Source organism: Desulfatiglans anilini DSM 4660, assembly GCF_000422285.1.
GTDB classification, from domain to species: domain Bacteria; phylum Desulfobacterota; class DSM-4660; order Desulfatiglandales; family Desulfatiglandaceae; genus Desulfatiglans; species Desulfatiglans anilini.
Genome location: NZ_AULM01000003.1, coordinates 1 through 22,414, shown reverse-complemented (window position 1 = coordinate 22,414; position 22,414 = coordinate 1). Strand labels below are relative to the sequence as shown.

Below are 22,414 nucleotides of genomic sequence, written 5' to 3'. Positions count from 1 at the left end.
GTGCAGAGCGGCATGACGGAACGCCCGGACAGGATCAGGCTCGACCGCCTGGTGTTGGAGCGCGGGCTCGCGGAGAGCCGCGAGAAGGCCAGGGCGATGATCATGGCGGGCGCGGTCCGGGTGGATGGACGGGCAGCGGATAAGGCCGGCACCCTCGTGGCGCCGTCCGCCGCGATCGAGGTGGTCGGGCGCCCGCATCCCTACGTCGGCCGTGGCGGGCTCAAGCTCCAGGCCGCCCTCGATCATTTTTCGATTCAGGTCGATGGACTGACCCTCCTCGACGTAGGCGCTTCGACAGGCGGCTTCACCGATTGCCTGCTTCAGCGGGGGGCTGCCCGGGTTTTGGCCGTCGATGTCGGCTATGGGCAGCTTGACTGGAGGCTCCGTCAGGACCCCCGGGTCCTCGTCTTCGAGCGCACCAACGCCCGGTACCTGCTGCCGGGCGACCTTCCCGGCCCCGTTCATGGGGCCGTGATCGATGCTTCTTTTATCTCTCTCAAGATCATTGTTCCCCCGGTGTCGCGGCTCCTGGCCCCCTCGTCTTTCATAATCGCGCTGATTAAACCGCAGTTCGAGGCGGGTAAAAACGAGGTGGGCAAAGGGGGCGTGGTCCGTGACCCGGCATGCCACCGCCGGGTGGTGGAGGACCTGACAGGCTTTTTTCAGGCAACGGGATGGACACCGCTGGAAGCGATCCCGTCTCCCATTCTGGGACCTAAAGGAAACCGCGAGTTCCTGGTCTGCCTGAAGCGCACGGAGACCTCGGGCCCCGCCGAGGGATCCGATACAGCGGTTTGACAGAAATGGCGCAATGCGAGAAGGCCTGGTTGTGGATTCGGCCATCCTGAAGCGGCGTCACCCTGTGGAACCTGCGCGACTCTCATCAAGACGTTGGAATTCCCTTCAGCACAAGGCTTTACAAGGCGACCAGATGCAAGGTTTGCACAATCCCGTGCAGGACGGCGCACTTGAAGTGCGCCGTCCTGTCACAGGCTGAGTGCAACGCGGCAAATGGACATTTTTCAACGGCCGGTTATCGCGATCGGCTTCGGGAGCGTAGCATCATGTTCCGCAGGTGACGGATGAGCGGAGCTTTTCGGAAGCGGTTCATCTCCTAGGCGTGAAAATAACCGCAGATCGCCAGCCCGCCTCCCTATGGGCAACTATCGGCCTGGCCATTTCAAAGGTATAAAACTACTTTCCGGCGCTTGCAAAAGAGCCCGGTCGATCGTCAGAGGCGAAAACGCAGCTGCGAAGGGCTGATCAGTGTTTTCCGCGTTTGGAAGCCTTCAGGGGGTTGATCTTGGCGTCCGCTTTCTTGGGGGCTTCTTTCACGTGGGTGGCCATATTGCATTTCGAGAAGCGCCATTTCGCTGCAGGATCGGGAAAGACGGCGCAGTATTTCCCGGTGGGGAATTCTTTGATCCTCTGGCAGCCCTCACACTGCTCGACGATGGGATGGCAGCTGCCTCCATTGAACTGGCAGCCCTTCTTCTCCATAAAGGCGCACTCGACGCCTTCCTTTACGGTTGTGCAAAGCATGTCAATCACATCCTTTCGCTGAAAAATACAAATTTCGAATCAGCGTTTATGCCGAAAGGCAAACACGTTGTCAAGAAAAATGCGCAGGTATTTGGAAAAATCAAGTGCTGCACCCCATTATTCTCGGTGGCAGAGAGTAAATTCCAACTGTGGCGGCTCATTGATCCGCTTCCTCCTCAGCGACAAGGGCCAAGCCGAGTTCGCTGAGTTGCCTTGGGTCTACTTCCGAAGGTGCCTCGGTCAGAAGGCACGAGGCGCTGGTGGTCTTCGGGAAGGCAATGACCTCCCGAAGGGACTGCGCTCCAGTCATCAGGGCAACCAGGCGATCGAACCCGATGGCCATCCCGGCATGGGGCGGTGCACCGTACCGGAGGGCCTCCAGGAGGAACCCGAATTTCGCCTGAGCCTGTTCGGGGCTGATTCCAAGGAGCTTGAAAATCTGCTGCTGGAGATCGAGGCGATGGATCCTCACGCTTCCGCCGCCGATCTCCGAACCGTTCAGAACGAGGTCATAGGCCCGTGCCCGCGCTGCCAGCGGATCGGTTTCAAGGACTGCGACGTCTTCTTCGAGCGGCGATGTGAAAGGGTGATGGACGGCCGCGAGGCGGTCCTCGGCCTCATCGAATTCGAAGAGCGGGAAGCGGGTGACCCAAAGGAAGGACCAGCGGTCGGACGGGATGAGGTTGCGTTCCCGGGCGATATGGGTGCGCATCCGCCCGAGGACCTCGTTCACAATGCTCCGCTCGTGGGCCACGCAAAGGATCAAGTCCCCCGGCTGGGCTTCCATCGATGCGTTGATGGCCCCTTTCTCTTCTGACTTCAGAAATTTATCCAGGGGCGATTGCCAGCCGTCAGGAGTGATTTTGGCCCAGGCCAGGCCTTTTGCCCCCCATTCTACGGCGAGGGTTCCCAGTTCATCCAGGTTTTTCCGCGAAAAGGCGGCGGCTCCTCCAGGCACCCGGATGGCCTTGATCACACCGCCCCCGGCGGCAGTGTCCCGGAACACCCTGAAATCCGTTTTGCGGGCGTGCTCCGTCAGGTCCCGGATCTCCATTCCGAAACGCAGGTCCGGCCGGTCCGTGCCGTAGGTCTCCATGGCCTCCCGGTAGTCCATGCGGCCGATGGGTGCCGGGATCTCGACCCCTTGGACCTCCTGAAAAAGGTCGATCATCAGGCCTTCGAAGACCGACATGACCGTCTCTTCCGTAGCGAACGACATCTCCAGGTCCACCTGGGTGAATTCCGGCTGGCGGTCCGCGCGCAGATCCTCGTCGCGGAAGCAGCGTACGATCTGGTAGTACCGTTCGAAGCCCGCCACCATCAGGAGCTGCTTGAAAAGCTGAGGGGACTGGGGAAGGGCGTAGAAGCATCCGCGGTTGACACGGCTGGGAACCAGGTAGTCGCGGGCTCCCTCCGGGGTGCTCTTCGTCAGAAAGGGGGTCTCCACCTCCAGAAAGCCCATCCGGTTGAGATATTCGCGGATAAATGCCGCGATGCGGTGCCGTTTCTTGAAGGTGGCCAACATCTGGGGCCGCCGCAGTTCGAGATAGCGATGTTTCAGGCGCAGGGTCTCCGAACCGTCGACGGCGCCGTCGACCTGGAAAGGAGGGGTTTCGGTGTGGTTCAAGATCTTCAGCTCGAGGGCTCGAACCTCTATACCGCCTGTGGGAATCTGCTTGTTTTCCTGCCCTTCCAGGCGGTTGACGACCTCGCCCCGCACGGCCAGGACCCACTCGTTCCTCAGAATGTGCGCCTTGGCATGGCTTTCGGCATCCGCCTGCGGGTCGAAGACGATCTGGGTGATTCCTTCCCGGTCCCTGAGATCGATGAAGATCAGCTGTCCAAGGTCCCTGCGGCTGTTGACCCAGCCCATCAGGATCACTTCTTCGCCGTGGTTGGATGCACGCAGTTTCCCGCAGCTGTGGGTTCTCTGCCAGGTGCTCATGGAGTCGATTTGCATGGTTGTCGCCCTCTTATGCGCGGGAAATGGGATTTTCGGTAAGCCGTTTGACGAGCAGCGGGACGATATCGCGGGTGCCGATCGTTTCCTGCCGGCCGCTTTGCATATCCCGGAGGACGGCCTGCCCTTCGGCGAGCTCGTTTTCCCCCAGGATGAGTGCGGTCGAAACCCCCAGCTTGTCGGCCTTCTTCATTTGGGCCTTGAGCCCTTTGAAGCCGTAACCCATCTCCGCCCAAAACCCTGCCCTGCGCAAGGCGGTTGCCCAGCCGAAGCAGGTCTTTTCGGCCGCTTCGCCCAAGGCGGCCAAGAAGAGATCCGGCTTCCCGGCCGGGCAGGGGCGCAGCTCCTGGAGGAGAGCAATCAGCCTTTCGGCTCCCACCGCAAAACCGATGGCAGGCAGGTCGGGCCCCCCGAGCTGCTGGACCAGTCCGTCGTAGCGGCCTCCCCCGGCAACCGCATTCTGGGCGCCGAGCCGCTCGGTCTGAAACTCGAAGGTTGTCCGGGTGTAGTAATCGAGGCCGCGGACCAGACGCGGGGCCCGGGTGTATTCCACCCCCGACAGGTCCAGGTATTCCTGAAGCCCTTCGAGGTGCCTGCGGCAGTCATCACACAGCACATCGAGGATCAGGGGGGCGTCCGCCACGGTCTCCCGGCACCCGGGTACTTTGCAGTCGAGGACGCGCAGCGGGTTGGTGTGGCTTCTCCGACGGCAGTCCGTACAAAGCTTGTCCTCGCGGTCCTGAAGATAGATCTGCAGCTCCGCCCGGAAATCGGGGCGGCAGGTCGGGCAGCCGAGGGAGTTGACCAGCAGCGTGAGGTCCCGCAGTCCAAAGGCGTGGAAAAGCGATTCGGCGAGGACGATGATTTCCGCGTCGCTCTTGGGCCCGGGGTCCCCGAAAAATTCGGCGTTGATCTGATGGAACTGCCGGAACCGGCCCTTCTGCGGCCGTTCATGGCGAAACATCGGGCCAATGGTGAACAGCTTCTGAACGGGATCCTGTTGGTAGAGACGGTTCTGGATGTAGGCCCGGACGACCGAAGCGGTGGCCTCCGGACGCAGCGAGAGCCCTCGCCCTTTGCTGTCCTGGAAGGTGTACATCTCCTTCGAAACGATGTCGGTCTCCTCGCCGATGCTGCGGGCAAAAAGCTCCTTCGCCTCGATCAACGGGGTGCGGATTTCCTGAAAACCCGATACCTGGAATGTCCGGCGCGCAACGGCCTCGGTCTCCTGCCAGTAAGGTATTTCTTCAGGCAGGATATCTTTGAATCCTTTAATGGTCGCAAATTCCAACGGGAAATCCCCCCATTTCACATGGCGCCACGACAGGACGCCCGGTTTCGAACAGCGGCTCGTCTTCGCCAGGAGGCTTGAGCGCGCAGGTCTCACGTGAAATTTAAAACTCTACTTTATACCATTTTTGGAGGTTATTGGGAATTGCTTTTTTGAAAAAAGGCGGATGAATGTACTGTTTCAGGGGAAGGGGTTTCTTTATGTTCCGGAAGATGGATGACAAAGCGTGCTCCGCGGCCCGGGCGGCTCTCTACCTCGATGGTGCCGCTGTGGTCCTGGACGTTTCGTTGAGCGATGAACAGTCCCAGGCCGGTTCCTTGGCGGATGGAGCTTCTGTGTTTGGTGGTGAAATAGGGATCGAAGATCCTGCCGAAGAGTTCGGGGTTGATTCCTGCGCCTGAATCCTGAACTTCGAGGAGGAAGCCCGGCGGCTGTCCGGGCTGAATCAACCGCCGCGTTTTCAGTGTGATGGTTCCATTGTTGGGAGTGAACTCGACGGCATTGGAAAGGAGGTTCAGGATGACCTGTCTGATCTTTTCCTCATCCATTGGGAATATGCAGGGTTCAGGATCCAGGTCGAGCTGCAGTCGAATCCTTTTTACATTCGCCTGGGGCGTGAAGAGCGTCACCATCTTTTCGCAGAGGGGGTTCAGATCGGCCGGTTCGAAGTGGCTTTCCTTCCTGCTTGCCAGGTCGAGCAGTTGGGTGATCAGATTGTTGATGCGGGCTACTTCCTCCATCCCGACCGCGTAGAAATCTTCTATGAAGGAACTGCTGTGGGCCTTTTCGGGCAGCATCTGGATAAAGGTCCCGATAGCCGTCATGGGGTTTTTGATCTCATGGGCCAGGAGGGCCGCCAAGTGTCCCAAAAAGGCGAATTTTTCCGCCTGGTTCAAAAGGGTCCGGGAGTTCCGCAGTTCTTCCATCTGGGATTTCAGGCGGGAGTAAAGCTTGGCGTTTCCGATCGCGATCGCCATAAAGGGGGCGAAGATCTTCAGGGTTTCCCGGGTTTCCTTGGCCACCCCGCGGATGGCTGGGGCATCGATGGCGATCACCCCGATCACCTTTGCATCCGTGATGAGCGGGCAGGCATAGATGGCGATCGGCTTGTTTTCCCGTGAGAAGAAACGCTCCTTCTTGAGCTGCTCGCCGCGGACCTCCGGCAGATGGCATTCCAGACCCTCCCTGGCGACCTTGGTCAGGATGTTGCCCCTCCGTTCAACCGGGACCGTGTAATTTTTCATCCAATCCGGCGTTTCGCCTTCAAAACCCCAGGCATGAAGATAATGCAATCTTTCACCGGTATCGTCGGTGATCATGATGAGTGCGCGGCAAATGCTGCAAGCCTTGGCGAGGATATTGATCACGGCCGTCAGAAGCGGATCTTTTTCGAGGATGCTCAGGATGGCCTTCCCTGTTTCCTGAATGGCGATAAGCTGGGTGACCTTGCTGCTGAGCTGCAGGTTCAGTTGATTCACTTCTTCGTATTTCCTGACGATGATTTCCTTGTCCTTCTCCTGTTCGGTGATGATCTCTTTCAGCATAGCCCTCGAGGTGAAAAATCTCGAGAAATAGTGACGCAATCGGTATGCGAAAGGCCAGCGAAGATGATACTCGCAATAAGGCGCACCTCTGAAGTAGCAGCAGGTTTCCTTGATTTCGAGGGGTTTGTTCACCCAGATGGTCGGGATATACGTATACAGCCCCTGGTTGTAGAGGCAGATATCCTTCGAGAGCACCAGTTCCGGCAGCCAGTGGAGCCGTATGACCGCACTGTTCCTGTCCATGTCGTGTAGTTCGATGCGCTTGGTCCGGCTGAACTTATCGTTGATCCGCTGAATATGCCGGAGGCCGTTCTTGGGTGAAAAAAAGATTTTTATGGCGACCTTCTGAAGATAGCCGAGGGAGCTGTTCTCTATAGCGAAGCGGGCGATCTTGAAAGAGATTTCAGGGTCTTTGAGAAGGGTGCGCGCGCGTTGATGGATCTTTACGAGGACAATGCTCGAGATCCAGTTGTTGGGGTCGGTCAGGTATTCGATCGGGTCTTCGAGGGCGTCGATTTCAGGATCGAGGCCCCGGACGAATTCGGCGATATCAACGATAGGGGTGGCATTCTTCAGATACTCGAGAACGGGTTTGATGTTGACGCAGCTGGCCTGTGTTTCCATTCATGCACCCCGATGAGATTTTCCATACGTATCAAAGAACTTGCACCTCGGCTGCCGTCGGTTCCGGGGGCCACGCTCAACCGCGAGGATTGCCGGCCGGCAGGATCTGCGTCCTACCTGCAAGCAATTTCAATGCCTGAAAACAACAGGATGCAGGTGATAAATCGGCATCGAAAAAGCCGCCGAAAAAGGCCACGACCGGTCCGGCTTCGGTAAGGGTTGCACGAGGCGCCCCTTCGACGGGAGGCCGCGGATGCAGGGAAAAACTGTGTACAAGAAAATAGGCATGCAACCGGCCCGATCTCGTGTGGTGTCCTTTCGGGAATGATTGACCGACAGAACCCGGTCTCCAATCCTGAAAGGAGAACTTTTCTTCACACGCTTCGCGTGCTCAGTCCCATCGCAAAATTCAGTGCTTGCGCGGAGGCCACCTGTAGGCTGCCGCACGAGCAAATAGGCAGATTGTCGCCGAGAGTGGGCAAAAAGACTATTTCCGGAGGGAAAATAGTTTATTTTCGTTGCAAGGAGCACCCCTGAGCGGCGGCACCCGGAGCAGGGATGATCACAGCCTCTCAAGCTTCGATGCCCAGTTCATTGATCTTCGCGAGGAGCGTATTCCGATGGATACCAAGTATCTCCGCCGCCTTCTTGCGGTTGCCGCGGACGCGGGCCAGCACCTGGGTGATGAAATCCTTCTCGAAGTCATTGACGGCTTCCCGAAGCGTCATGTCGTGAAGCTGCTTGCCTGCGATGCTGAGCCCGAATAAATTTTCGACTCCGATGACATCGCTCTTGGTGATGGTAAAAAGCCTTTCGACGAGGTTTTGAAGTTCGCGAACGTTGCCTGGCCATTGGTAGGCCGTCAACTGGGCAAGGGCCTCGTCTGAGAACCGCTTGGCCGGTTTTCCGGTGCGCTGGGCATGGCAGTCGAGGAAGTGCTCGAGAAGCAGGGGAATGTCGATCCGCCTTTCGCGCAGTGGAGGGAGTTTGATCGGAAAAACATTCAAGCGGTAGAAAAGGTCTTCGCGAAAACGCCCTTCCTGGATCAAAGTCTGCATTTCCTTGTTGCAGGCCGCCACAAAGCGGATATCCGCTTTGAGGACCTTGTTGCTTCCAACCCGTTCGAATTCCTTTTCCTGGATAACGCGCAGAAGTTTGGCCTGCATGCTGACTTCAAGGCAGTCGATGTCGTCGAGGAAAACCGTTCCTCCGTCAGCGACCTCGAACTTCCCCATTACGCTCGATACGGCGCCTGTAAACGCCCCTTTCTGGTGGCCGAAGATCTCCGATTCCATCAGGGAGGCCGGGATGGCGGCACAGTTGATCACCACGAAGGGCTGGTCCTTGCGAGAGCTTAAATGATGGATGGCTCTGGCAACGAGTTCTTTGCCGGTTCCGCTTTCCCCCTGAATCAGGACTGCTCCGTCGCTGGATGCCACTGTCGCGATAAGGTCGAAGACCTCCGTCATCTTCGGGTCTTTTCCTATCATTTTTTCGAAGAGGTGGTAGCGCTGGAGTTCGTGCTTCAGGTAGGACACCTGTTGGAGCAACTTCTTTTTCTCTTGCGCCCGGTCTAGAACCGCAAGCAGATCATCGACGACGAACGGCTTGATGATGTACTCGTAGGCGCCGGCCTTGATAGCCTGTACAGCGGTCTTGATCTCTTTGACCGCTGTTACCATGACCACCGCCGTGTTCGGATCTGTCTCTTTGAAGGTCTTCAAGAGATCGAGACCGTTTGAATCCGGCAGGAGGATATCGAGGAGGACAATGTCGAAGGCGTTTTGCGTAAAGGCATCAACGGCCTCTGCTCCGGAAGCGGCCAGGATGACTTCGTAGTCTTCCTGCAGCACCATCTTCAATGCCTGCCTGATCCCTTTCTCATCATCTACAATTAAGACTCTGCCTTTTCGCTTTTCCGCCATCACGCCCCCTGTCATCTGTGAGAAATGCTATTTCTTTACAGGAATAATTATGAGAGTCAAGCAGTAAGAGCTATTTCACTCGAAGAAAAAATCGATTGCTGAAAAACATATCCCTGCCGCCTTTGGCTCATCCCCCGTCACTGCGGCGTTTTTGTGCCACGATTTTTCGACTTGGTTTCCATGCGGAAGGGCTTTTCCGGTGCAACCCAGCTTCCCCTCTTTGCCCATAAATTTTCTAGCCAGGCTGTTCGGACCGGTCTTGCGAGTCTGCAAAGGATTCGATTTCGTGGGGCGCCGCGCTTTTTTCCAGATATCCGGCGCGCAGGGTCTCGATGCGATCGAGGGATCGGTCGAGGCGCCGGCGCCGGGTCGTCGTCAACGCCTCGAATTCCTTCTGGCTTTCGTTGATGCGGCGGCCGAGGAGGCTCATTTTTTCACAGAACAGCTCCCACTGCTGCTTGAAGGTGCTCATCAGCGTCAGAATTTCCGCAGTCGTCTTCTCCAGGGTGAACTGCTCGACGGCTTGGCGGATGACGGCCAGGACCGCAAACAAGGTCAGCGGCGAGCAAAGGATGACATTGCTTCTCATGGCCTCTTCGATCAGTTCCGGATCCTGTTCGTGGATCAGTGCATAGATATGTTCGTTGGGAATGAACAACAGGACATAGTTGAGAGTGTGCTGTTCAGGGTCGATATAGTCCCGTGTCGTGACCTCCCTGATCCTGGCGCGGACGTCTTTCAGAAAATCTTTCTGGCGCAGATTCTTTTCCAGGTCGGAGGCGGCTTCCAGGGTCTTGAGGTAATTGCTCAGCGGGAACTTTACATCCATGTTCAAACGGCGGCCCTGGGGCAGGAGAAAGGTGAAATCGGGTCGCGATCCGCCGCCCGCTTTCGATTTCTGCTTGTAATAATTGATGTTTTCTTTTAAGCCACATGACCGCAGGACGTCTTCGGCCATTCTTTCTCCCCACTGGCCCCTGGCTTTGTTGTTGGCCAGGGCCTCCCGCAGAGCGCGAGTCGTTTCGAGAAGATCACGCATCTGCTCCTGGGAGGATTTCAAACGGCTGTCGAGCGCACCGTAGCTTTGATGCCGTTCCTGCTCCAATGCCCGGATCAGCTCCGTGATCTTGTCGAGTTCGCCGCACATCCGGCTGATTTGGACATCGATCAGGCCCTTTTTCGCCTCGAGTTCGCTGCCGCTCAGCGTCCTCTCTTCCTTGAACCGGGCATCGGCGAGATTCAGGAATGCATGGGTCGAGTGCTCGAGCGCGTCCACCGAAAGCCGGGCGAAGGCGCTTTCAATCTGCGAAAGGAGGGTTTCCTGCCCTTCCCGGCGGAGCATTTCGTTTTCACGGTATATCTCTTCTGCAATGGCTCGGGCGGATTTGAGCCTGAACGTCTTGATCGCGGCGGCCGTGCCTAAGCCAAGGAAGAAACCGGCCAACAAGGCGCCGCAGAGAAAGATCCAGTCGATGGAATGAAAGGCAACCATAAGCTGATAAAATTCCAGATGGTTTTTGAACGGCGTTTCGCTGAAGATCGAATCATATATCGATATTATCTGAGATCAAGTTTTTTCGGTGATGCGGATGCGTTTGCCGGGGATGGGCTCAGATTTGTTTGGCGGCCGAACAATGAGGGTCTGAAAACCTGCAGGCTTGAGATGGCCCCCAAACGCGGAACCACTTTTTCAGAGATTTGAGGTAGACCCCAAATACGTGGCCAGTTTTCCAGAGATGTAAGATGTAAGAACTCCCGTTTCAATCCCGTACCGCGTGATTCCCGGTTTGGCTTCGCCCTTCATTTGTTTGACAACCGCTCGCAGGTTCCTTAAGATTTTTTAACATATTCGGTCCCCAGACACGCGCGAGGTAAGACTGCATGGCAAGAGATTTCTATGAGATCCTCGGTGTTTCGCGCACAGCTACCCAGGAGGAGATCAAGAAGGCCTACCGGAAGCTTGCAAGAAAATGGCACCCTGATATCAACCCCGGAAATGTCGAGGCGGAGCAGACCTTCAAGGAGATCTCGCAGGCGTATGAATGCCTCGGGAACCCGGAGAAACGGAAGCTTTACGACGAGTTCGGTGAGGAAGGGCTCCAGTCCGGCTTCGACGCAGGAAAGGCCAGGGAATACAAAAGCTGGCAGCAAGCCTATAAACAGCAGGCCGGCGCGGGCCGGGCCGGGCCGGAGTTCGGCCGGTATCAAAGCTACGAGGACATTTTCGGGGATATCTTCGATTTGGGGGGCGGGGGCAAGGCCTTCAAGGGACGCGGCCCCCGAAGGGGCAGGGATATCGAACATCCCATGGAAGTGGACCTGATCTCCGCCTTAAAAGGCTTCGAGACTGAATTGTCGATGCAGAAGATGACGGCCTGCGCTCTGTGCAAGGGCTCCGGGATGGACCCCGGTTCCAAGCTGACCACCTGTCCTGCGTGCGGTGGCTCCGGACGGATCAATGTGGCCGAAGGGCCCATGCGTTTCACCAAGCCCTGCCCGCAGTGCGGAGGGCATGGTCAGATCGGACGGCCGTGTCCGCAGTGCGGCGGCACCGGACAGGCGATGGGGGAGGAGCGGATCCGCGTCGTGATACCCGAGGGGGTGAAAGAAGGGTCCAAAGTGCGCGTTGCCGGGAAGGGAGAGCCGGGAATGGACGGCGGCCCACCGGGCGATCTGTTCCTCATCGTTCACATCAAGCCTCATCCTTTGCTCAGGCGCGAGGATGACAACCTTTACATGGATCTGCCTGTCACTGTGACGGAGGCGATCAAGGGCGGCACCGTGACGGTTCCCACTCCCAAGGGGGCGGTGAAGGTCAAGGTGCCGCCGCGCAGCCAGAGCGGGCAGACCCTCAAGCTGCGGGGGAAGGGTGCGAAGAACCCGAAAACCAAGGCATACGGCGATCTGATGTTGAAACTGGTGGTGAAGGTGCCCAAAACCGATGACGAGCAGGCCCTGAAGGCCGCGGAGGCCCTTTCGTCCTTTTACCAGGAAGACATCCGGGAAGGGATTCGCTTTTAAAAGAATAGGAAGGCTGCACGAGAAGGCCAGACCGGAATCTGCGGCCTGAACCTGGTATTTTTGGGGAGAGGTCCGACAATGACCAAAGAATACTGGACGATTACGGAAGTGATCGAGGCCTTTGAACTGGATGAGGACCTTCTGTCCGAACTCGAATCCGAGGAGATCGTCTGTCCGCTATGCACCGAGGGAAGCGCCGCCAAACTCTTCAGCGCCGGGGATCTGGAAACCCTCAGGCTGACGAAGATCTTCATGGAGGACATGGGGGTCAACCTTCCGGGGGTGGAGGTCATTTTGCGTATGCGTCAGAACATGATCGATATGCGCCGGCAGTTCGATGCAATCCTCGAGGAATTGGCCGGACAACTCAAGAAATGAGGCTCAAATTGCTGTAAGCGCTCCCCGTTTGGCGCCTATGTGGTGACGGTCCTCCCTGCCGCGTCAAGACATCTTCGTCGGGAGGGCGCCTATGGGCGACCTCCCGGCGAACATTCCGAACAAGGGTTCTCTCTTCTGAAATTGATTGGTGTCCGTCCGGAAATAAAACTTTGAAAGCGCAATAGTTTCCAGGCCGGAAATGAGAATTTTTCTCTACACGCTGCGCGTGCTCAGTCCCACCGCTTCGGGGCGGGTCCCGGTTTCTTCACACCCTTCGGGTGCTCAGTCCCACCGCTTCGCGGCGGGTCCCGGTTTGACCAATATCAAGGAAATCAAGCGTTTGCGCGGAGGCAGCCTACAGGTCGCCGCCCAAACAAACGCGCAGATTGACGCCGAGATTGGGCAAAAAGACCATTTCCGGACGGAAACTAATTGACTTCTGACTCTTTCACCTATATAAATATCTATTTTTGAATTGCTCCTTGTCCCTGCAAAGCCAGCCTGCCTGTAAGCTGGCCTGAGGCGGGGACCAAAATGCCCCCTTTTTGGGGAAGTCCGAAAGGAGACCGTTTGGGATGAGGTATTACGAGACTCTCTACCTGATTAACCCGGATCTGGCGGAAGAAGACTACCAGAGTGTTTCCAAAAAGTTCGTCGACATCGTCGGCAGGCACAGCGGTGAGGTGATCGAGGTGCAGGACTGGGGCCGAAGGCCTTTGGCTTATGATGTCAAGAAATTTGACAAGGCGAGTTTCGTGCTGCTCCGATTCTGCGGGGAAAATCGTGTCCCGGAAGAATTACAGCGCGAAATGCGGCTCGATGACCGTGTCCTGAAGTACCAGACCGTCAAGCTGGGCGAAGATGCGGATCCCGAGGCATTGAGGCGGCAGGCGGAGGAGGCCCGGACGAAGTCGCAGGAAACACCTAAATCGGAAGCCGAAGAGGAATCAGGAGAAGGAGAGGAATAGCATGGCATTCAATCGTGAGAGAGGAAGATTCAAGAGGACCTTCCACAGAAGGAAGGTGTGCCGGTTTTGCGCCGACAGCAGCCTTGTCATCGATTATAAAGACGTCAAGACCCTCAGACATTTCACCACCGAACGGGGAAAAATCACGCCGCGCCGGATCTCGGGCAACTGTGCAAAACACCAGCGGATGCTGACGGTTGCGATCAAGCAGGCTCGAAATATAGCATTGCTGCCTTACACGACGTCAACCCTGCGCTGACGAAGAGGCCTGAAGCGGGGGCTGTCGCCTGAGCAAGCCGACGTTGTTGGAACCACACGCCAGAGTTCCCATGAAGCCGATAGACGTACTGGGGTGCGCAGGGTGGGCCGGTCTCTTGCTGTCCATGCCGGTCTGGCTTCCTCTGTTCGGGCCTTTGTTCAGCCTCCTGGCCCCCTTGCCCTTCTTTTACTATTCCATCAAGCTCGGATTCCGTCAGGGTCTCAAACTGACGGTGCTGGTGCTTGCCTTGATCGCCTTGGCGGCGCATTTGGGGGGAGGGGCCCATATCGCGGTTTTCGGTGTGGAATTCGGCGCCCTCGGGTTCATGCTGGCGGCTTTCACGGAAAAGGGCTATGCCCCGGGGCGCGTTATCTTTTTGACGACCGGCGTGATGGCCCTCCTGGGGATCACGCTGCTGGTGGCCCTGGCGGCCCGGCGCGGCATGGGGCCCGGAGAGATGGTTTTGGCCTATCTCGAGGCGCAGATGCAGGCGAGCATCGAGGCCTACCAGTCGGCGGGGCTTGCAGCTTTGGGTGAAAGCGAGTTGGAGGCCTTTTCGCAGAGCCTGTTCGATCTGCTTGCGCGCATCTATTTTTCTTTGATGGTGATCGGAATGGGGGTCGTGGTGTGGCTCAACATGATCGCCGGCCGGGTGCTCCTCAAGGCGCGCCGGATCGATCTTCCCGGGACGGCGCCACTGGACCGTTGGCATGCGCCCGAACAGTTGGTCTGGGCCCTCATCGTATCGGGGTTTCTCACGTTTTTGGGCTCTGGGCCGCTGGCTGTGCTGGCGGTCAACGTTCTGATCGTCGCCATGGCCGTTTATTTATTCCATGGATTGTCTATTATTCTTTTTTTCTTGAATCGCTATCGGGTTCCCGGATGGGCCAGGGCCGGGGTCTATTTCCTGATTTTCATGCAGCAGATTTTTCTGGTGCTGCTGGCGCTCCTGGGCCTTTTCGATCAGTGGATGGATTTCAGGAAGATGCGCAAAAACGAGCTCGAAAATTCATGAGACACGCTAGGGAGGTCTGTTCATGAAAGTGATATTGAGGCAGGACTTGGAAGAACTGGGTTTGGAAGGGGACGTGGTGGATGTCGCCAAAGGCTATGTCCGCAACTATCTTGTGCCGAGGGGGATAGCGGTGCTCGCGACGTCTCAAAATATCAAGGCCTTCGAACTTCAGAAAAAAAAGATCGAACTCCGGCGGCTGCGAGCCAAGGAGGAGGCCGTTCAACTCAAGGAAAGGCTCGAGGGCATGGGATTTTCTTTCGCCCAGAAGGCGGGCGAGGAAGGAAAGCTTTACGGGTCGGTTACCGCAATGGACATCGCAGAGGAACTGGAGAAAAAAGGCTTTGTAGTGGATCGTCGCAAGATCCTCCTCGACAAGCCCATCAAGTCGGTCGGTGATTATAAGGTCCCGGTCCGCATCTATCCCGGGGTGACCGGCATGCTGCAGCTTTCGGTGGTTCCTGAGGAAAAGACCTCTGCAGAGTAACCCTGCGTTGAACGCGCGATCGGTGAGTTGGATCCCATGGCCGTGAGCAAAAAGGAAAGAGCGCCGGTCAGCTTGAAGGTGCCTCCGCACAATCTGGAGGCCGAGCAGGCGGTCCTCGGCGGTATCCTGATCAACAACGACGCAATGAATCTGGTCGTGGACATCCTTTCACCGGATGATTTTTACCGGGAGGCGCATGCGGCCGTCTTCGAAGGGATGTGCGGGCTTTATGACAGCGGCGAACCGATCGACCTGATCACCCTGTCGCAGATCCTTACTCGGAAGAATTGTCTCGAACGAATTGGCGGCGCCCGGTATCTGGCCGATCTCGTCGAGGCCGTTTCGACGTCGGCGGGAATCGTGCACCATGCCGAGATCATCAAGGGACTGTCGGTCAGGCGTAAGCTGATCGGGCACTGCTCCACCATTTCAGAGTCTTGTTTCCAGGATTGGGAGCGGGTCGAGGACCTGCTCGACCTGGCCGAGCAGTCCGTCTACGACATCGCTGAGTCCCAGGTCAAAGAAGGGTTTCATCCGCTCAACGACGTGATCAAGGACAGCTTCAAGCGCCTCGAAGCTGTTGCACAGCAGCCCGGCCATGTGACTGGCACCCCCACCGGCTTTACGGATTTCGATCGCCTGACCGCTGGTCTTCAGCCGTCCGACCTGATCATCGTTGCCGGCCGCCCCAGTATGGGCAAGACGGCCCTCGCGCTCAACATCGGTTACAACGCCGCAAAAGAGACCGGCAAAGGCGTGGCCATCTTCTCCCTTGAAATGTCCCGGTCGCAGCTGGGGATCAGGCTGCTCGGGTTCGATGCGGGCATCGACGCCGCCAGGCTCCGTACAGGTTTTCTAAAGGATGAGGAGTGGGGCAAGCTTACGCATGCCGCCAGCAGCCTGTGCGAGATGCCGATCTTCATCGATGACAGTATGGCTGCCGGCGTCCTGGAGATGAAGGCGAAGTGCCGCCGGCTCAAGAAACATCAGGACCTGGGCCTGGTCATCGTCGATTATCTGCAGCTCGTGCAGGGGCGGCGAAGCGCCGAGTCGCGTCAGATGGAGATCAGCGAAATCTCCCGGGCGCTCAAGGGGCTTGCAAAAGATCTGAATGTGCCGGTGATGGCCCTTTCCCAGTTGAACCGGAAGGTGGAGGACCGGCCGAACAAACGTCCGCAGTTGGCTGATTTGAGGGAGAGCGGGGCCATTGAACAGGACGCCGATGTGATCGTTTTCATCTATCGTGACGAGATGTACAACCCGAATTCCGAAGAGAACCGGAACGTGGCCGAGATCATCCTGGCCAAACAGCGGAACGGTCCGACCGGCTTCTTCAAGTTGACATTCCTGAAAGAGTTGACCCGCTTCGAAAACTACGCTGGAGAAGACCTCCCGATACAGTGAGCGGCGGATTGTTTCTTCCCGGTGATTCTTCAGCGGCCGTCCGAAGGAGGGCCTTGAAGACAACGACGCGACCATCCCGCCAAAGCCAGTCTTCCTTTACTGAAAGAGTTCAGATCAGGGTGAAGCGGATGTCGTGCATGCCTGACCGATTTTCCGACAGTTCACGCTTCATATGTTCCTCTGTGGACAGCAAAATTTTCTCTGTGCAAGGGCCCTTTGCTTCAAGGCGTTTCCAGCGGATCTGGATTCGAAAGGCCGGGGCGCGAACGGCCGTTTTCGGATGGAGGCTCCTATCGATCCCATACATGGCAAGACAAGCGGCTTGAAGGCCGGTCAGCAGCGGCGGCTTCAAACCCTCTATCGCAGGAGGGTGCCGCCGGCTGAGTTGATATCGCGTGAACTGGTCCGCGAGATGGCGTCGCTTTCACGGGAGCTGAACCGGCAGGTCGCCCTGCTGCTTACCCGGAAAGGGGAGGTGTCCCATGTGGTGGTGGGGGACCACAGCCATGTCTGGATCCCGGAACTATCCGGTTACCGCGAAGGTTCGGGGCGTCTGTGCGGGCTTCGCTGCATCCATACGCACCTGGAGAAGGAGCCGCTTTCCGAGGAGGATCTCTCCGATCTTGTGCTGCTTGCGCTGGATGCCATGGCCTGTGTGGAAGTGGACGAGCGGGGGATTGCCGGAGCGATCACCTATGCACATATTCTTCCACATCCTGTGAACGGGCAGGGATGGAGGACGGAAAAGCTCCCGGACATCGGGCAGCTGAGGGTCGACTTCGTGGCGATGATTCAATCCCTCGAAGGCGAACTCGTCAGAGAGCAAAGAGGCCATGCCCTGGACCAGAGGGAAAAGGCCTTGCTGGTAGGGGTGACGACCGGACCTCGCTGGAAGGCCGAAAGCCATCTCGATGAACTGGAAGAACTGGCCAGGTCGGACGGCCTCGATGTCGTCGCGAAGGTGGTGCAGCGCCTGCGGGAGGCTGATGCGCGTTTTCTGATCCGCAAGGGGAAGCTGGGGGAACTGGTGCTCCAGTGTCTACAGACCGGAGCCGGACTGATCATCTTCGACCAGGAATTGAGCCCCGCCCAGGTGGATCATCTGACAAAATACACCGACCTCAAGATCATCGACCGCAGTCAGCTCATTCTGGACATCTTCGCGCGACGTGCCGTGACGCGTGAGGGCAAGATCCAGGTGGAGCTGGCGCAGCTCAAATACCTGCTGCCGCGTTTGGCGGCGAAGAACACCGCGATGTCGCGCCTCACGGGCGGGATCGGAGGCCGTGGGCCGGGCGAGACCAAGCTCGAGATCAATCGTCGCCGGGTCAGAGACCGGATCGCCGCGTTGAACCGGGAATTGAGCGCAATCAAGGTGCAGCGCGCCGGTCGAAGGCGCTTGAGGAATGCGAGGCGTCTGCCGGTGATCTCCATCGTGGGGTACACCAATGCGGGGAAGTCCACTCTTCTGAATGCCCTGACGCACAGCGCGGTTGGTGCGCGCAACCGCCTCTTCGAGACGCTGGACCCCAGCAGCCGCAGGCTGCGCTTCCCGGAGGAACGCGAGGCGATCATCACCGATACGGTCGGGTTCATCCGCGATCTTCCGCAGAGTCTGATGGAGGCGTTCGCGGCGACGCTCGAGGAGCTTCAGGATGCGGATCTGCTGCTGCACGTGATGGATATCACCCATCCGCAGCTCGAGGAGCAGGCGGTTACCGTGGAGCGTATTCTGGCGGATTTGGCGCTGCAGGAGGTGCCGGTTCTCAAGCTGTTGAACAAGGCCGATCTCCTGGAGGCGCAGGAGGCGGAGGACCTGGCCGAAAAAATGGGAGGGTGCACCGTGTCGGCGCTTCATCCTCCCACTCTAGTCAAGGTTGTCGAAATGATCGAGAAACTTATATGGCCTGACACCCCCACCCGGAAGTCTTGAACTTATTATCCGCCTTCGTCAGGATGAAGGCTTCGCACCGAGGCAAGGTCTCAATGAAGCGCAGCCCCTGGGCGGGCTCCATGACAAAGACGGCGGTGGACAGGGCATCGGCATCCATCGTCGTGGCGGCGCACACCGATACGCTGCTGCTTTGGAGCGGCGAGTGGCCGTTCTTCGGGTTGACGATGTGGTGAAACATCTTTTCATGGTCATAGTAGACCTCGTAGTTTCCCGAGGTGGCTATGGCGCCGTCGCCAAGTCGGATGACATCAGGGTAGCGCTTCTGTTTCTGCGGGTCCTGAATGGCGATGGACCACGGTTTGTGGTGTTCTTTGGCGCCGCAGGTCCTGATGTCTCCCCCGGCATTGATGAGGTGGTTGCGGATGCCGAGCCGGGTGAGAACTTCCGATGCCCGGTCGACGATGTAGCCTTTCGCGATCCCGTCCAGCGTGATGCCCATGCCGGGTTCGGCAAAGCGCAAGGTGCGTCCTGAAAAGAGGATCTTGTCGGCGCCGATGTAAGGCAGGACCTTTTCCAGGTTGGGTTCGAGGGTCTGAGCCTGGCCCGACATGTCGAAAGAGGCCTGGAAAAGATCGACGATCGGCTTGACGGTGATGTCGAAGCAGCCGTTGCTGAGGCGGTAATACCGTAGAGAGCGTTCAATGACGTCGGCAAGTTCGGGGGGCACATCGCGCAGGGTTCCTTCGGTATTGAGGTGCGATACGGCTGTGGCGCCGTCGAAGCGGCTCAGCTCACGGCTCAGCCGGTCAACCTCGTCGAAAGCGCGGCCCATGGCTTCCTGGGCCTCGTCCCTGGAAGGATGGATGAGGGTCATCGAAACGAAGGTGCCCATGGCGACGCGCGTCATGGAGACCTTATGTTCGTCACGATTGAAACGGACCGCCTCGGCTTGGGTGGCAAGGACAGGCACCGCAGCCGCCCCAAGCCCCAGCATGCCTGAGAGCTTCAGGAACGTACGCCGGTCGACGCCCTTCTGAAGGGCGGACAGATTGGTCGTCTTCATATAGCTTCCTCCCAGCACCTTTTCAGGATTTCTTTTCCACGCAAAACTCACAGGGAAGACCTATACCAAAAAGCGATCCAATGCAACCGAAAACCGCAGGATCCAACAGAAAGAAAAATCCTGTCCAAAGCGCTCATGCGGCGGGGGGCTCGGTCTCCGATCGCTCATGGTTTCGGGCGAAAATCGCCTGTGCCTGGAGGATATCCTTCCGGATCTGCTCAGCGAGGGCGGCCACGGATTCGAACTTCCGCTCCTGGCGGATGCGCGCGATGAAACGGACCCGGATCGTCTTGCCGACCAGGTTTTCGTTGAAATCGAGGATGTGGGTTTCAATGGAAAAGGCGTTGTTTTCGAAGGTGGGATTGTACCCGATGTTGGTTACGCCTTGATAGCTCCCGCTGTCTGTGAGCACCTGCACGGCGTAGACGCCGCGCTGCGGCACGAGTTCGTCGACCACGTTCAGGTTTGCGGTGGGGAATCCCAGCAGGCGTCCACCTCTGTTCATGCCAGTCTTTACGATGCCGGTGATCTGGTAATTCCTCCCGAGAAGTTTCTTCGCCTCATCCAGTTGACCGGCCTGCACCAATTGCCGGATCGCGGTGCTCGAAACCAGGGTTGAATCGATCCGGATCGGATCCATCACGTGGACTTTGAACCCGAATTTTCGACCGGCAGCCTTCAGGGATGCCGTATTCCCTTCCCGGTTGCGCCCGAAGGCGTAATCGTACCCGACGACCAATTCCCGGATGCCGATCTTTCTCACCAGGATGTTCTGGATGAAGTCCGCCGCGGAAAGGGACGCAAATTCCCGGGTGAAGCGGAGGCAGAGGATCACGTCGATGCCTGCGACCTCGATCAATTGAAGCTTCTGCTCTGTGGGCGTGATCAACGGGGGTGCATTTTGCGGTTTCATGACCTTGATGGGATGCGGGTCGAATGTGAGAACGACCGACTGCCCATCGATCTCTCGGGCGCGGCTCTTGACCGCGTCGAAAAGGGCGAGATGCCCCCTGTGGACGCCGTCGAAGTTGCCGATGGTCAGCACAGGGTTGACGAGGGGGTTTTCCAATTGGTCCAGACTGTACAGGGTGGTCATGGCTGTTCCTTGGTTCCTGAAATGCAAAGCCGGCGCCAATCCTCGCGAATTGCCCAGCCGGCCTGTCAGAGCCGCATAAATGTGTTGACAACGTTTAGGCGGAACTATAGTATCAAGGATCTAAATTTTCAACCCCATTCTTGCGTGCCGAAGTGGCGGAATTGGTAGACGCGCTAGGTTCAGGGTCTAGTAGGCGGACGCCTGTGCGAGTTCGAGTCTCGCCTTCGGCACCACCAGCCATAAAAAAAGCGCAATCTGTCACAGATTGCGCTTTTTTTATGGCTGGTTGGAAACCGCCTTCAAAGCTAAAGAAATTCCGATTCTTTTGACTGAAAGGCCTTCCTGACCAGATATCCTTTCGGAGTTGTTCTGCGGGTTCGGCATAGGGGTCAAGCACCAGCCGGTCCACTTCCCGCGAGGGGATCTGTACATGTTTAGACCAGCACCCACCGATATTCTGAGCCGATGGGTGCTGGAGCAGGATCACCTTGCGGGGCCTTTCTTGAACCGTGAAGCGCCCTTCCTGCGCACCGCCAGGGCGCCCAGGCCGCCAGCCAAAAGCGCAAAGACCGTCAGGCCCAAATGGGACATCGTAGGCACCGGAAGCGGAGCGGGGGGGCCGTTTGGATCGGTGACCTTCTTCCTGTTTCCGAAAAGAATATCTGCACTATTCTCCACGATAGAGATTGTCTGACAAACGGAGGTTGACGTTTCCCAATCGTCGGGAACAAATTCCTGGATGGAGTAGGTCCCAGGGGAAAGATCTTCGAAGAGGGCGACGCCGTAGTCATCGGTCGACAGCTGCGCCAAGGGGTCACCTTCACACGAATCCCCTTTATAAAGGGTGATAGGCCATTGTTCGATAACGGCCTCATCATTCTGTTTCACGCCGTCCAGATTATCGTCGTAAAACTTCAGGGCTGTGATGCTGCGCAGTTCGCGGTTGCCGAAAGAGATGCTTACCGTCTGATTTTCAGGTTCTTCCGGGATAATGACGTCTTTGCAGGTGCCGTTGGTGGCCTCCCATCCACTCTGGAGCACCTCCTGGACGGAATAGGTTCCCGGTTCGAGGTTTATGAAGGCGACTGTGCCATTGAGGCCGGTCTCGGCTTCCTGCAGAGAGGGTTCAGGTGCGCAGCCAGAGCCGCCGTACAACTTCATGGTCCATCCGGGCAGATCTTGTTCTTCGTCGCCCTGGATCCCATCGCCGTCCAAATCATAAAACTTCAACACCTCGATGCGGCCTTTCACTTCACCAACGCTGATCCGGTTACCGAATTCAACCTGGACGGAGTCCCCTGGGCCCAACGTTACGTCACGACAAGTTCCGTTGACGGCAACCCACCCTTCATCGGGTGGGATGATTTCTTTGATGGAATATTCGCCTGGTGAGAGGTCCGAAAAAGTGGCGACACCCTCCATGTCAGTTGTCATGATTGTTGTTGTCGCGTTCTGATCATTACAGCCGTGCCCTTCGTAAAGTTGCATGTCCCAATCTGGGATGACAAATTCATCTGTATCCCTCACCCCATTTGCATCCTCATCCAAGTATTTCAAGGCTGTGATGGTGGCAGGCTGGTAATTGCCGAACCGGACGGTGGCGTCTTGTTCTGACTGGAGGGTGATGTTCTGGCAGACGCTGGTGGAAGCGGCCCATCCGGACTGCAGGGTTTCCTTGACGGAGTACTCGCCTGGGGTGAGGTTGTCAAAGAGGGCGTTGCCGTTGGTGTCGGTATTGGCGGGGGATCCGATCTCCTCGCCGCTCTGGCAGTCGGAGCCGGAGTAGAGGGTCATTTCCCAGCCGGAAAGGGGATCCTCGTCGGTGCCCTGGATCTTGTCCTGATCGATGTCTTCGAACTTGAATGCGGTGACGGAACCAGGGAGTTGATAGTTGCCGAACTGGACGGTGGCGTCTTGTTCTGACTGGAGGGTGATGTTCTGGCAGA

19 protein-coding genes and 1 tRNA gene are annotated in these 22,414 nt (G+C 57.5%); 11 read left to right on the top strand and 9 right to left on the bottom strand.

Going from position 1 to position 22,414, the window contains the following annotated elements; all coding sequences use genetic code 11:
- Positions 1–12: 12 nt before the first annotated feature.
- On the top strand, positions 13–798 hold the full coding sequence (locus H567_RS0104015) for a TlyA family RNA methyltransferase (RefSeq protein WP_028320415.1): 786 nt from the start codon (positions 13–15) through the stop codon (positions 796–798).
- Between the two features lie 465 nt (positions 799–1,263).
- Here H567_RS0104015 and H567_RS0104010 read toward each other — a convergent pair whose 3' ends face one another.
- The 6 genes from H567_RS0104010 to H567_RS23010 all read right to left on the bottom strand — a co-directional run bounded on the left by H567_RS0104010 (position 1,264) and on the right by H567_RS23010 (position 10,378).
- Positions 1,264–1,542: a PxxKW family cysteine-rich protein gene (locus H567_RS0104010; protein ID WP_028320414.1), complete on the bottom strand. Its 279-nt coding sequence runs from the start codon at positions 1,540–1,542 to the stop codon at positions 1,264–1,266.
- 157 nt (positions 1,543–1,699) lie between these two features.
- Complete coding sequence (gene aspS, locus H567_RS0104000) at positions 1,700–3,502, bottom strand: aspartate--tRNA ligase (RefSeq protein ID WP_028320413.1); 1,803 nt, start codon at positions 3,500–3,502, stop codon at positions 1,700–1,702.
- A 13-nt stretch (positions 3,503–3,515) separates the two neighbouring features.
- The gene (hisS, locus tag H567_RS0103995) at positions 3,516–4,793 is read right to left on the bottom strand and encodes a histidine--tRNA ligase (RefSeq protein WP_028320412.1); all 1,278 of its coding nucleotides are present in this window, start codon (positions 4,791–4,793) and stop codon (positions 3,516–3,518) included.
- Positions 4,794–4,927: 134 nt separating this feature from the next.
- Positions 4,928–6,961, bottom strand: a complete 2,034-nt coding sequence (locus tag H567_RS0103990) for an ATP-binding protein (protein WP_028320411.1) — start codon at positions 6,959–6,961, stop codon at positions 4,928–4,930.
- A gap of 572 nt (positions 6,962–7,533) precedes the next feature.
- Entirely contained in the window at positions 7,534–8,886 is a 1,353-nt protein-coding gene (locus H567_RS0103985) for a sigma-54-dependent transcriptional regulator (protein WP_035253462.1), read from the bottom strand.
- A gap of 235 nt (positions 8,887–9,121) precedes the next feature.
- A complete protein-coding gene (locus H567_RS23010; protein WP_051184468.1) occupies positions 9,122–10,378 on the bottom strand; it encodes a DNA recombination protein RmuC in 1,257 nt (418 codons plus the stop codon).
- A 389-nt stretch (positions 10,379–10,767) separates the two neighbouring features.
- Here H567_RS23010 and dnaJ point away from each other — a divergent pair, with 389 nt between their 5' ends.
- The 9 genes from dnaJ (at position 10,768) to hflX (ending at position 18,348) form a co-directional block, all read left to right on the top strand.
- Positions 10,768–11,907, top strand: a complete 1,140-nt coding sequence (gene dnaJ, locus H567_RS0103965) for a molecular chaperone DnaJ (RefSeq protein ID WP_028320408.1) — start codon at positions 10,768–10,770, stop codon at positions 11,905–11,907.
- A gap of 78 nt (positions 11,908–11,985) precedes the next feature.
- Entirely contained in the window at positions 11,986–12,285 is a 300-nt protein-coding gene (locus tag H567_RS23005; RefSeq protein ID WP_051184467.1) for a chaperone modulator CbpM, read from the top strand.
- A gap of 313 nt (positions 12,286–12,598) precedes the next feature.
- On the top strand, positions 12,599–12,721 hold the full coding sequence (locus tag H567_RS29775; RefSeq protein ID WP_279614966.1) for a hypothetical protein: 123 nt from the start codon (positions 12,599–12,601) through the stop codon (positions 12,719–12,721).
- A gap of 139 nt (positions 12,722–12,860) precedes the next feature.
- Positions 12,861–13,253 carry a 30S ribosomal protein S6 gene (gene rpsF / locus H567_RS23000; RefSeq protein WP_051184466.1) on the top strand — a complete coding sequence of 131 codons (393 nt, stop codon included), beginning with the start codon at positions 12,861–12,863 and terminating at the stop codon, positions 13,251–13,253.
- Between the two features lies 1 nt (position 13,254).
- A complete protein-coding gene (rpsR, locus tag H567_RS0103945) occupies positions 13,255–13,512 on the top strand; it encodes a 30S ribosomal protein S18 (protein WP_028320406.1) in 258 nt (85 codons plus the stop codon).
- Between the two features lie 70 nt (positions 13,513–13,582).
- On the top strand, positions 13,583–14,527 hold the full coding sequence (locus tag H567_RS0103940) for a DUF2232 domain-containing protein (RefSeq protein ID WP_028320405.1): 945 nt from the start codon (positions 13,583–13,585) through the stop codon (positions 14,525–14,527).
- Positions 14,528–14,549: 22 nt separating this feature from the next.
- Entirely contained in the window at positions 14,550–15,011 is a 462-nt protein-coding gene (gene rplI, locus H567_RS0103935) for a 50S ribosomal protein L9 (RefSeq protein WP_028320404.1), read from the top strand.
- A 36-nt stretch (positions 15,012–15,047) separates the two neighbouring features.
- Positions 15,048–16,415: a replicative DNA helicase gene (gene dnaB, locus H567_RS0103930; RefSeq protein WP_028320403.1), complete on the top strand. Its 1,368-nt coding sequence runs from the start codon at positions 15,048–15,050 to the stop codon at positions 16,413–16,415.
- Positions 16,416–16,737: 322 nt separating this feature from the next.
- Positions 16,738–18,348, top strand: coding sequence for a GTPase HflX (gene hflX / locus H567_RS0103925; protein WP_244155418.1), 1,611 nt, complete (start codon positions 16,738–16,740; stop codon positions 18,346–18,348).
- Here the strand turns inward: hflX and H567_RS0103920 are convergent.
- Both H567_RS0103920 and H567_RS22995 read right to left on the bottom strand, forming a co-directional pair.
- The gene (locus H567_RS0103920) at positions 18,314–19,372 is read right to left on the bottom strand and encodes an FAD:protein FMN transferase (protein ID WP_051184465.1); all 1,059 of its coding nucleotides are present in this window, start codon (positions 19,370–19,372) and stop codon (positions 18,314–18,316) included. The genes hflX and H567_RS0103920 overlap by 35 nt on opposite strands.
- Before the next feature lie 133 nt (positions 19,373–19,505).
- Positions 19,506–20,468, bottom strand: coding sequence for a bifunctional riboflavin kinase/FAD synthetase (locus H567_RS22995; protein ID WP_051184464.1), 963 nt, complete (start codon positions 20,466–20,468; stop codon positions 19,506–19,508).
- 146 nt (positions 20,469–20,614) lie between these two features.
- Here H567_RS22995 and H567_RS0103910 point away from each other — a divergent pair.
- Positions 20,615–20,701: transfer RNA gene (locus H567_RS0103910), tRNA-Leu, on the top strand.
- Positions 20,702–20,951: 250 nt separating this feature from the next.
- On the opposite strand, the gene H567_RS0103905 is transcribed toward H567_RS0103910, so the two are convergent.
- Positions 20,952–22,414 (bottom strand): MSCRAMM family protein (locus H567_RS0103905; RefSeq protein WP_028320400.1); only part of this gene is annotated, 1,463 nt, incomplete at its 5' end.

Coding starts and splice junctions, on each gene's coding strand:
- H567_RS0103920 (WP_051184465.1), bottom strand. CDS start 19,372: ATGAAGACGACCAATCTGTCCGCCCTTCAGAAGGGCGTCGACCGGCGT.
- rpsF (WP_051184466.1), top strand. CDS start 12,861: ATGAGGTATTACGAGACTCTCTACCTGATTAACCCGGATCTGGCGGAA.
- dnaB (WP_028320403.1), top strand. CDS start 15,048: ATGGCCGTGAGCAAAAAGGAAAGAGCGCCGGTCAGCTTGAAGGTGCCT.
- H567_RS0103990 (WP_028320411.1), bottom strand. CDS start 6,961: ATGGAAACACAGGCCAGCTGCGTCAACATCAAACCCGTTCTCGAGTAT.
- H567_RS0103985 (WP_035253462.1), bottom strand. CDS start 8,886: ATGGCGGAAAAGCGAAAAGGCAGAGTCTTAATTGTAGATGATGAGAAA.
- aspS (WP_028320413.1), bottom strand. CDS start 3,502: ATGCAAATCGACTCCATGAGCACCTGGCAGAGAACCCACAGCTGCGGG.
- H567_RS0104015 (WP_028320415.1), top strand. CDS start 13: ATGACGGAACGCCCGGACAGGATCAGGCTCGACCGCCTGGTGTTGGAG.
- H567_RS23010 (WP_051184468.1), bottom strand. CDS start 10,378: ATGGTTGCCTTTCATTCCATCGACTGGATCTTTCTCTGCGGCGCCTTG.
- rplI (WP_028320404.1), top strand. CDS start 14,550: ATGAAAGTGATATTGAGGCAGGACTTGGAAGAACTGGGTTTGGAAGGG.
- H567_RS22995 (WP_051184464.1), bottom strand. CDS start 20,468: ATGACCACCCTGTACAGTCTGGACCAATTGGAAAACCCCCTCGTCAAC.
- H567_RS23005 (WP_051184467.1), top strand. CDS start 11,986: ATGACCAAAGAATACTGGACGATTACGGAAGTGATCGAGGCCTTTGAA.
- H567_RS0103940 (WP_028320405.1), top strand. CDS start 13,583: ATGAAGCCGATAGACGTACTGGGGTGCGCAGGGTGGGCCGGTCTCTTG.
- H567_RS0104010 (WP_028320414.1), bottom strand. CDS start 1,542: ATGCTTTGCACAACCGTAAAGGAAGGCGTCGAGTGCGCCTTTATGGAG.
- dnaJ (WP_028320408.1), top strand. CDS start 10,768: ATGGCAAGAGATTTCTATGAGATCCTCGGTGTTTCGCGCACAGCTACC.
- rpsR (WP_028320406.1), top strand. CDS start 13,255: ATGGCATTCAATCGTGAGAGAGGAAGATTCAAGAGGACCTTCCACAGA.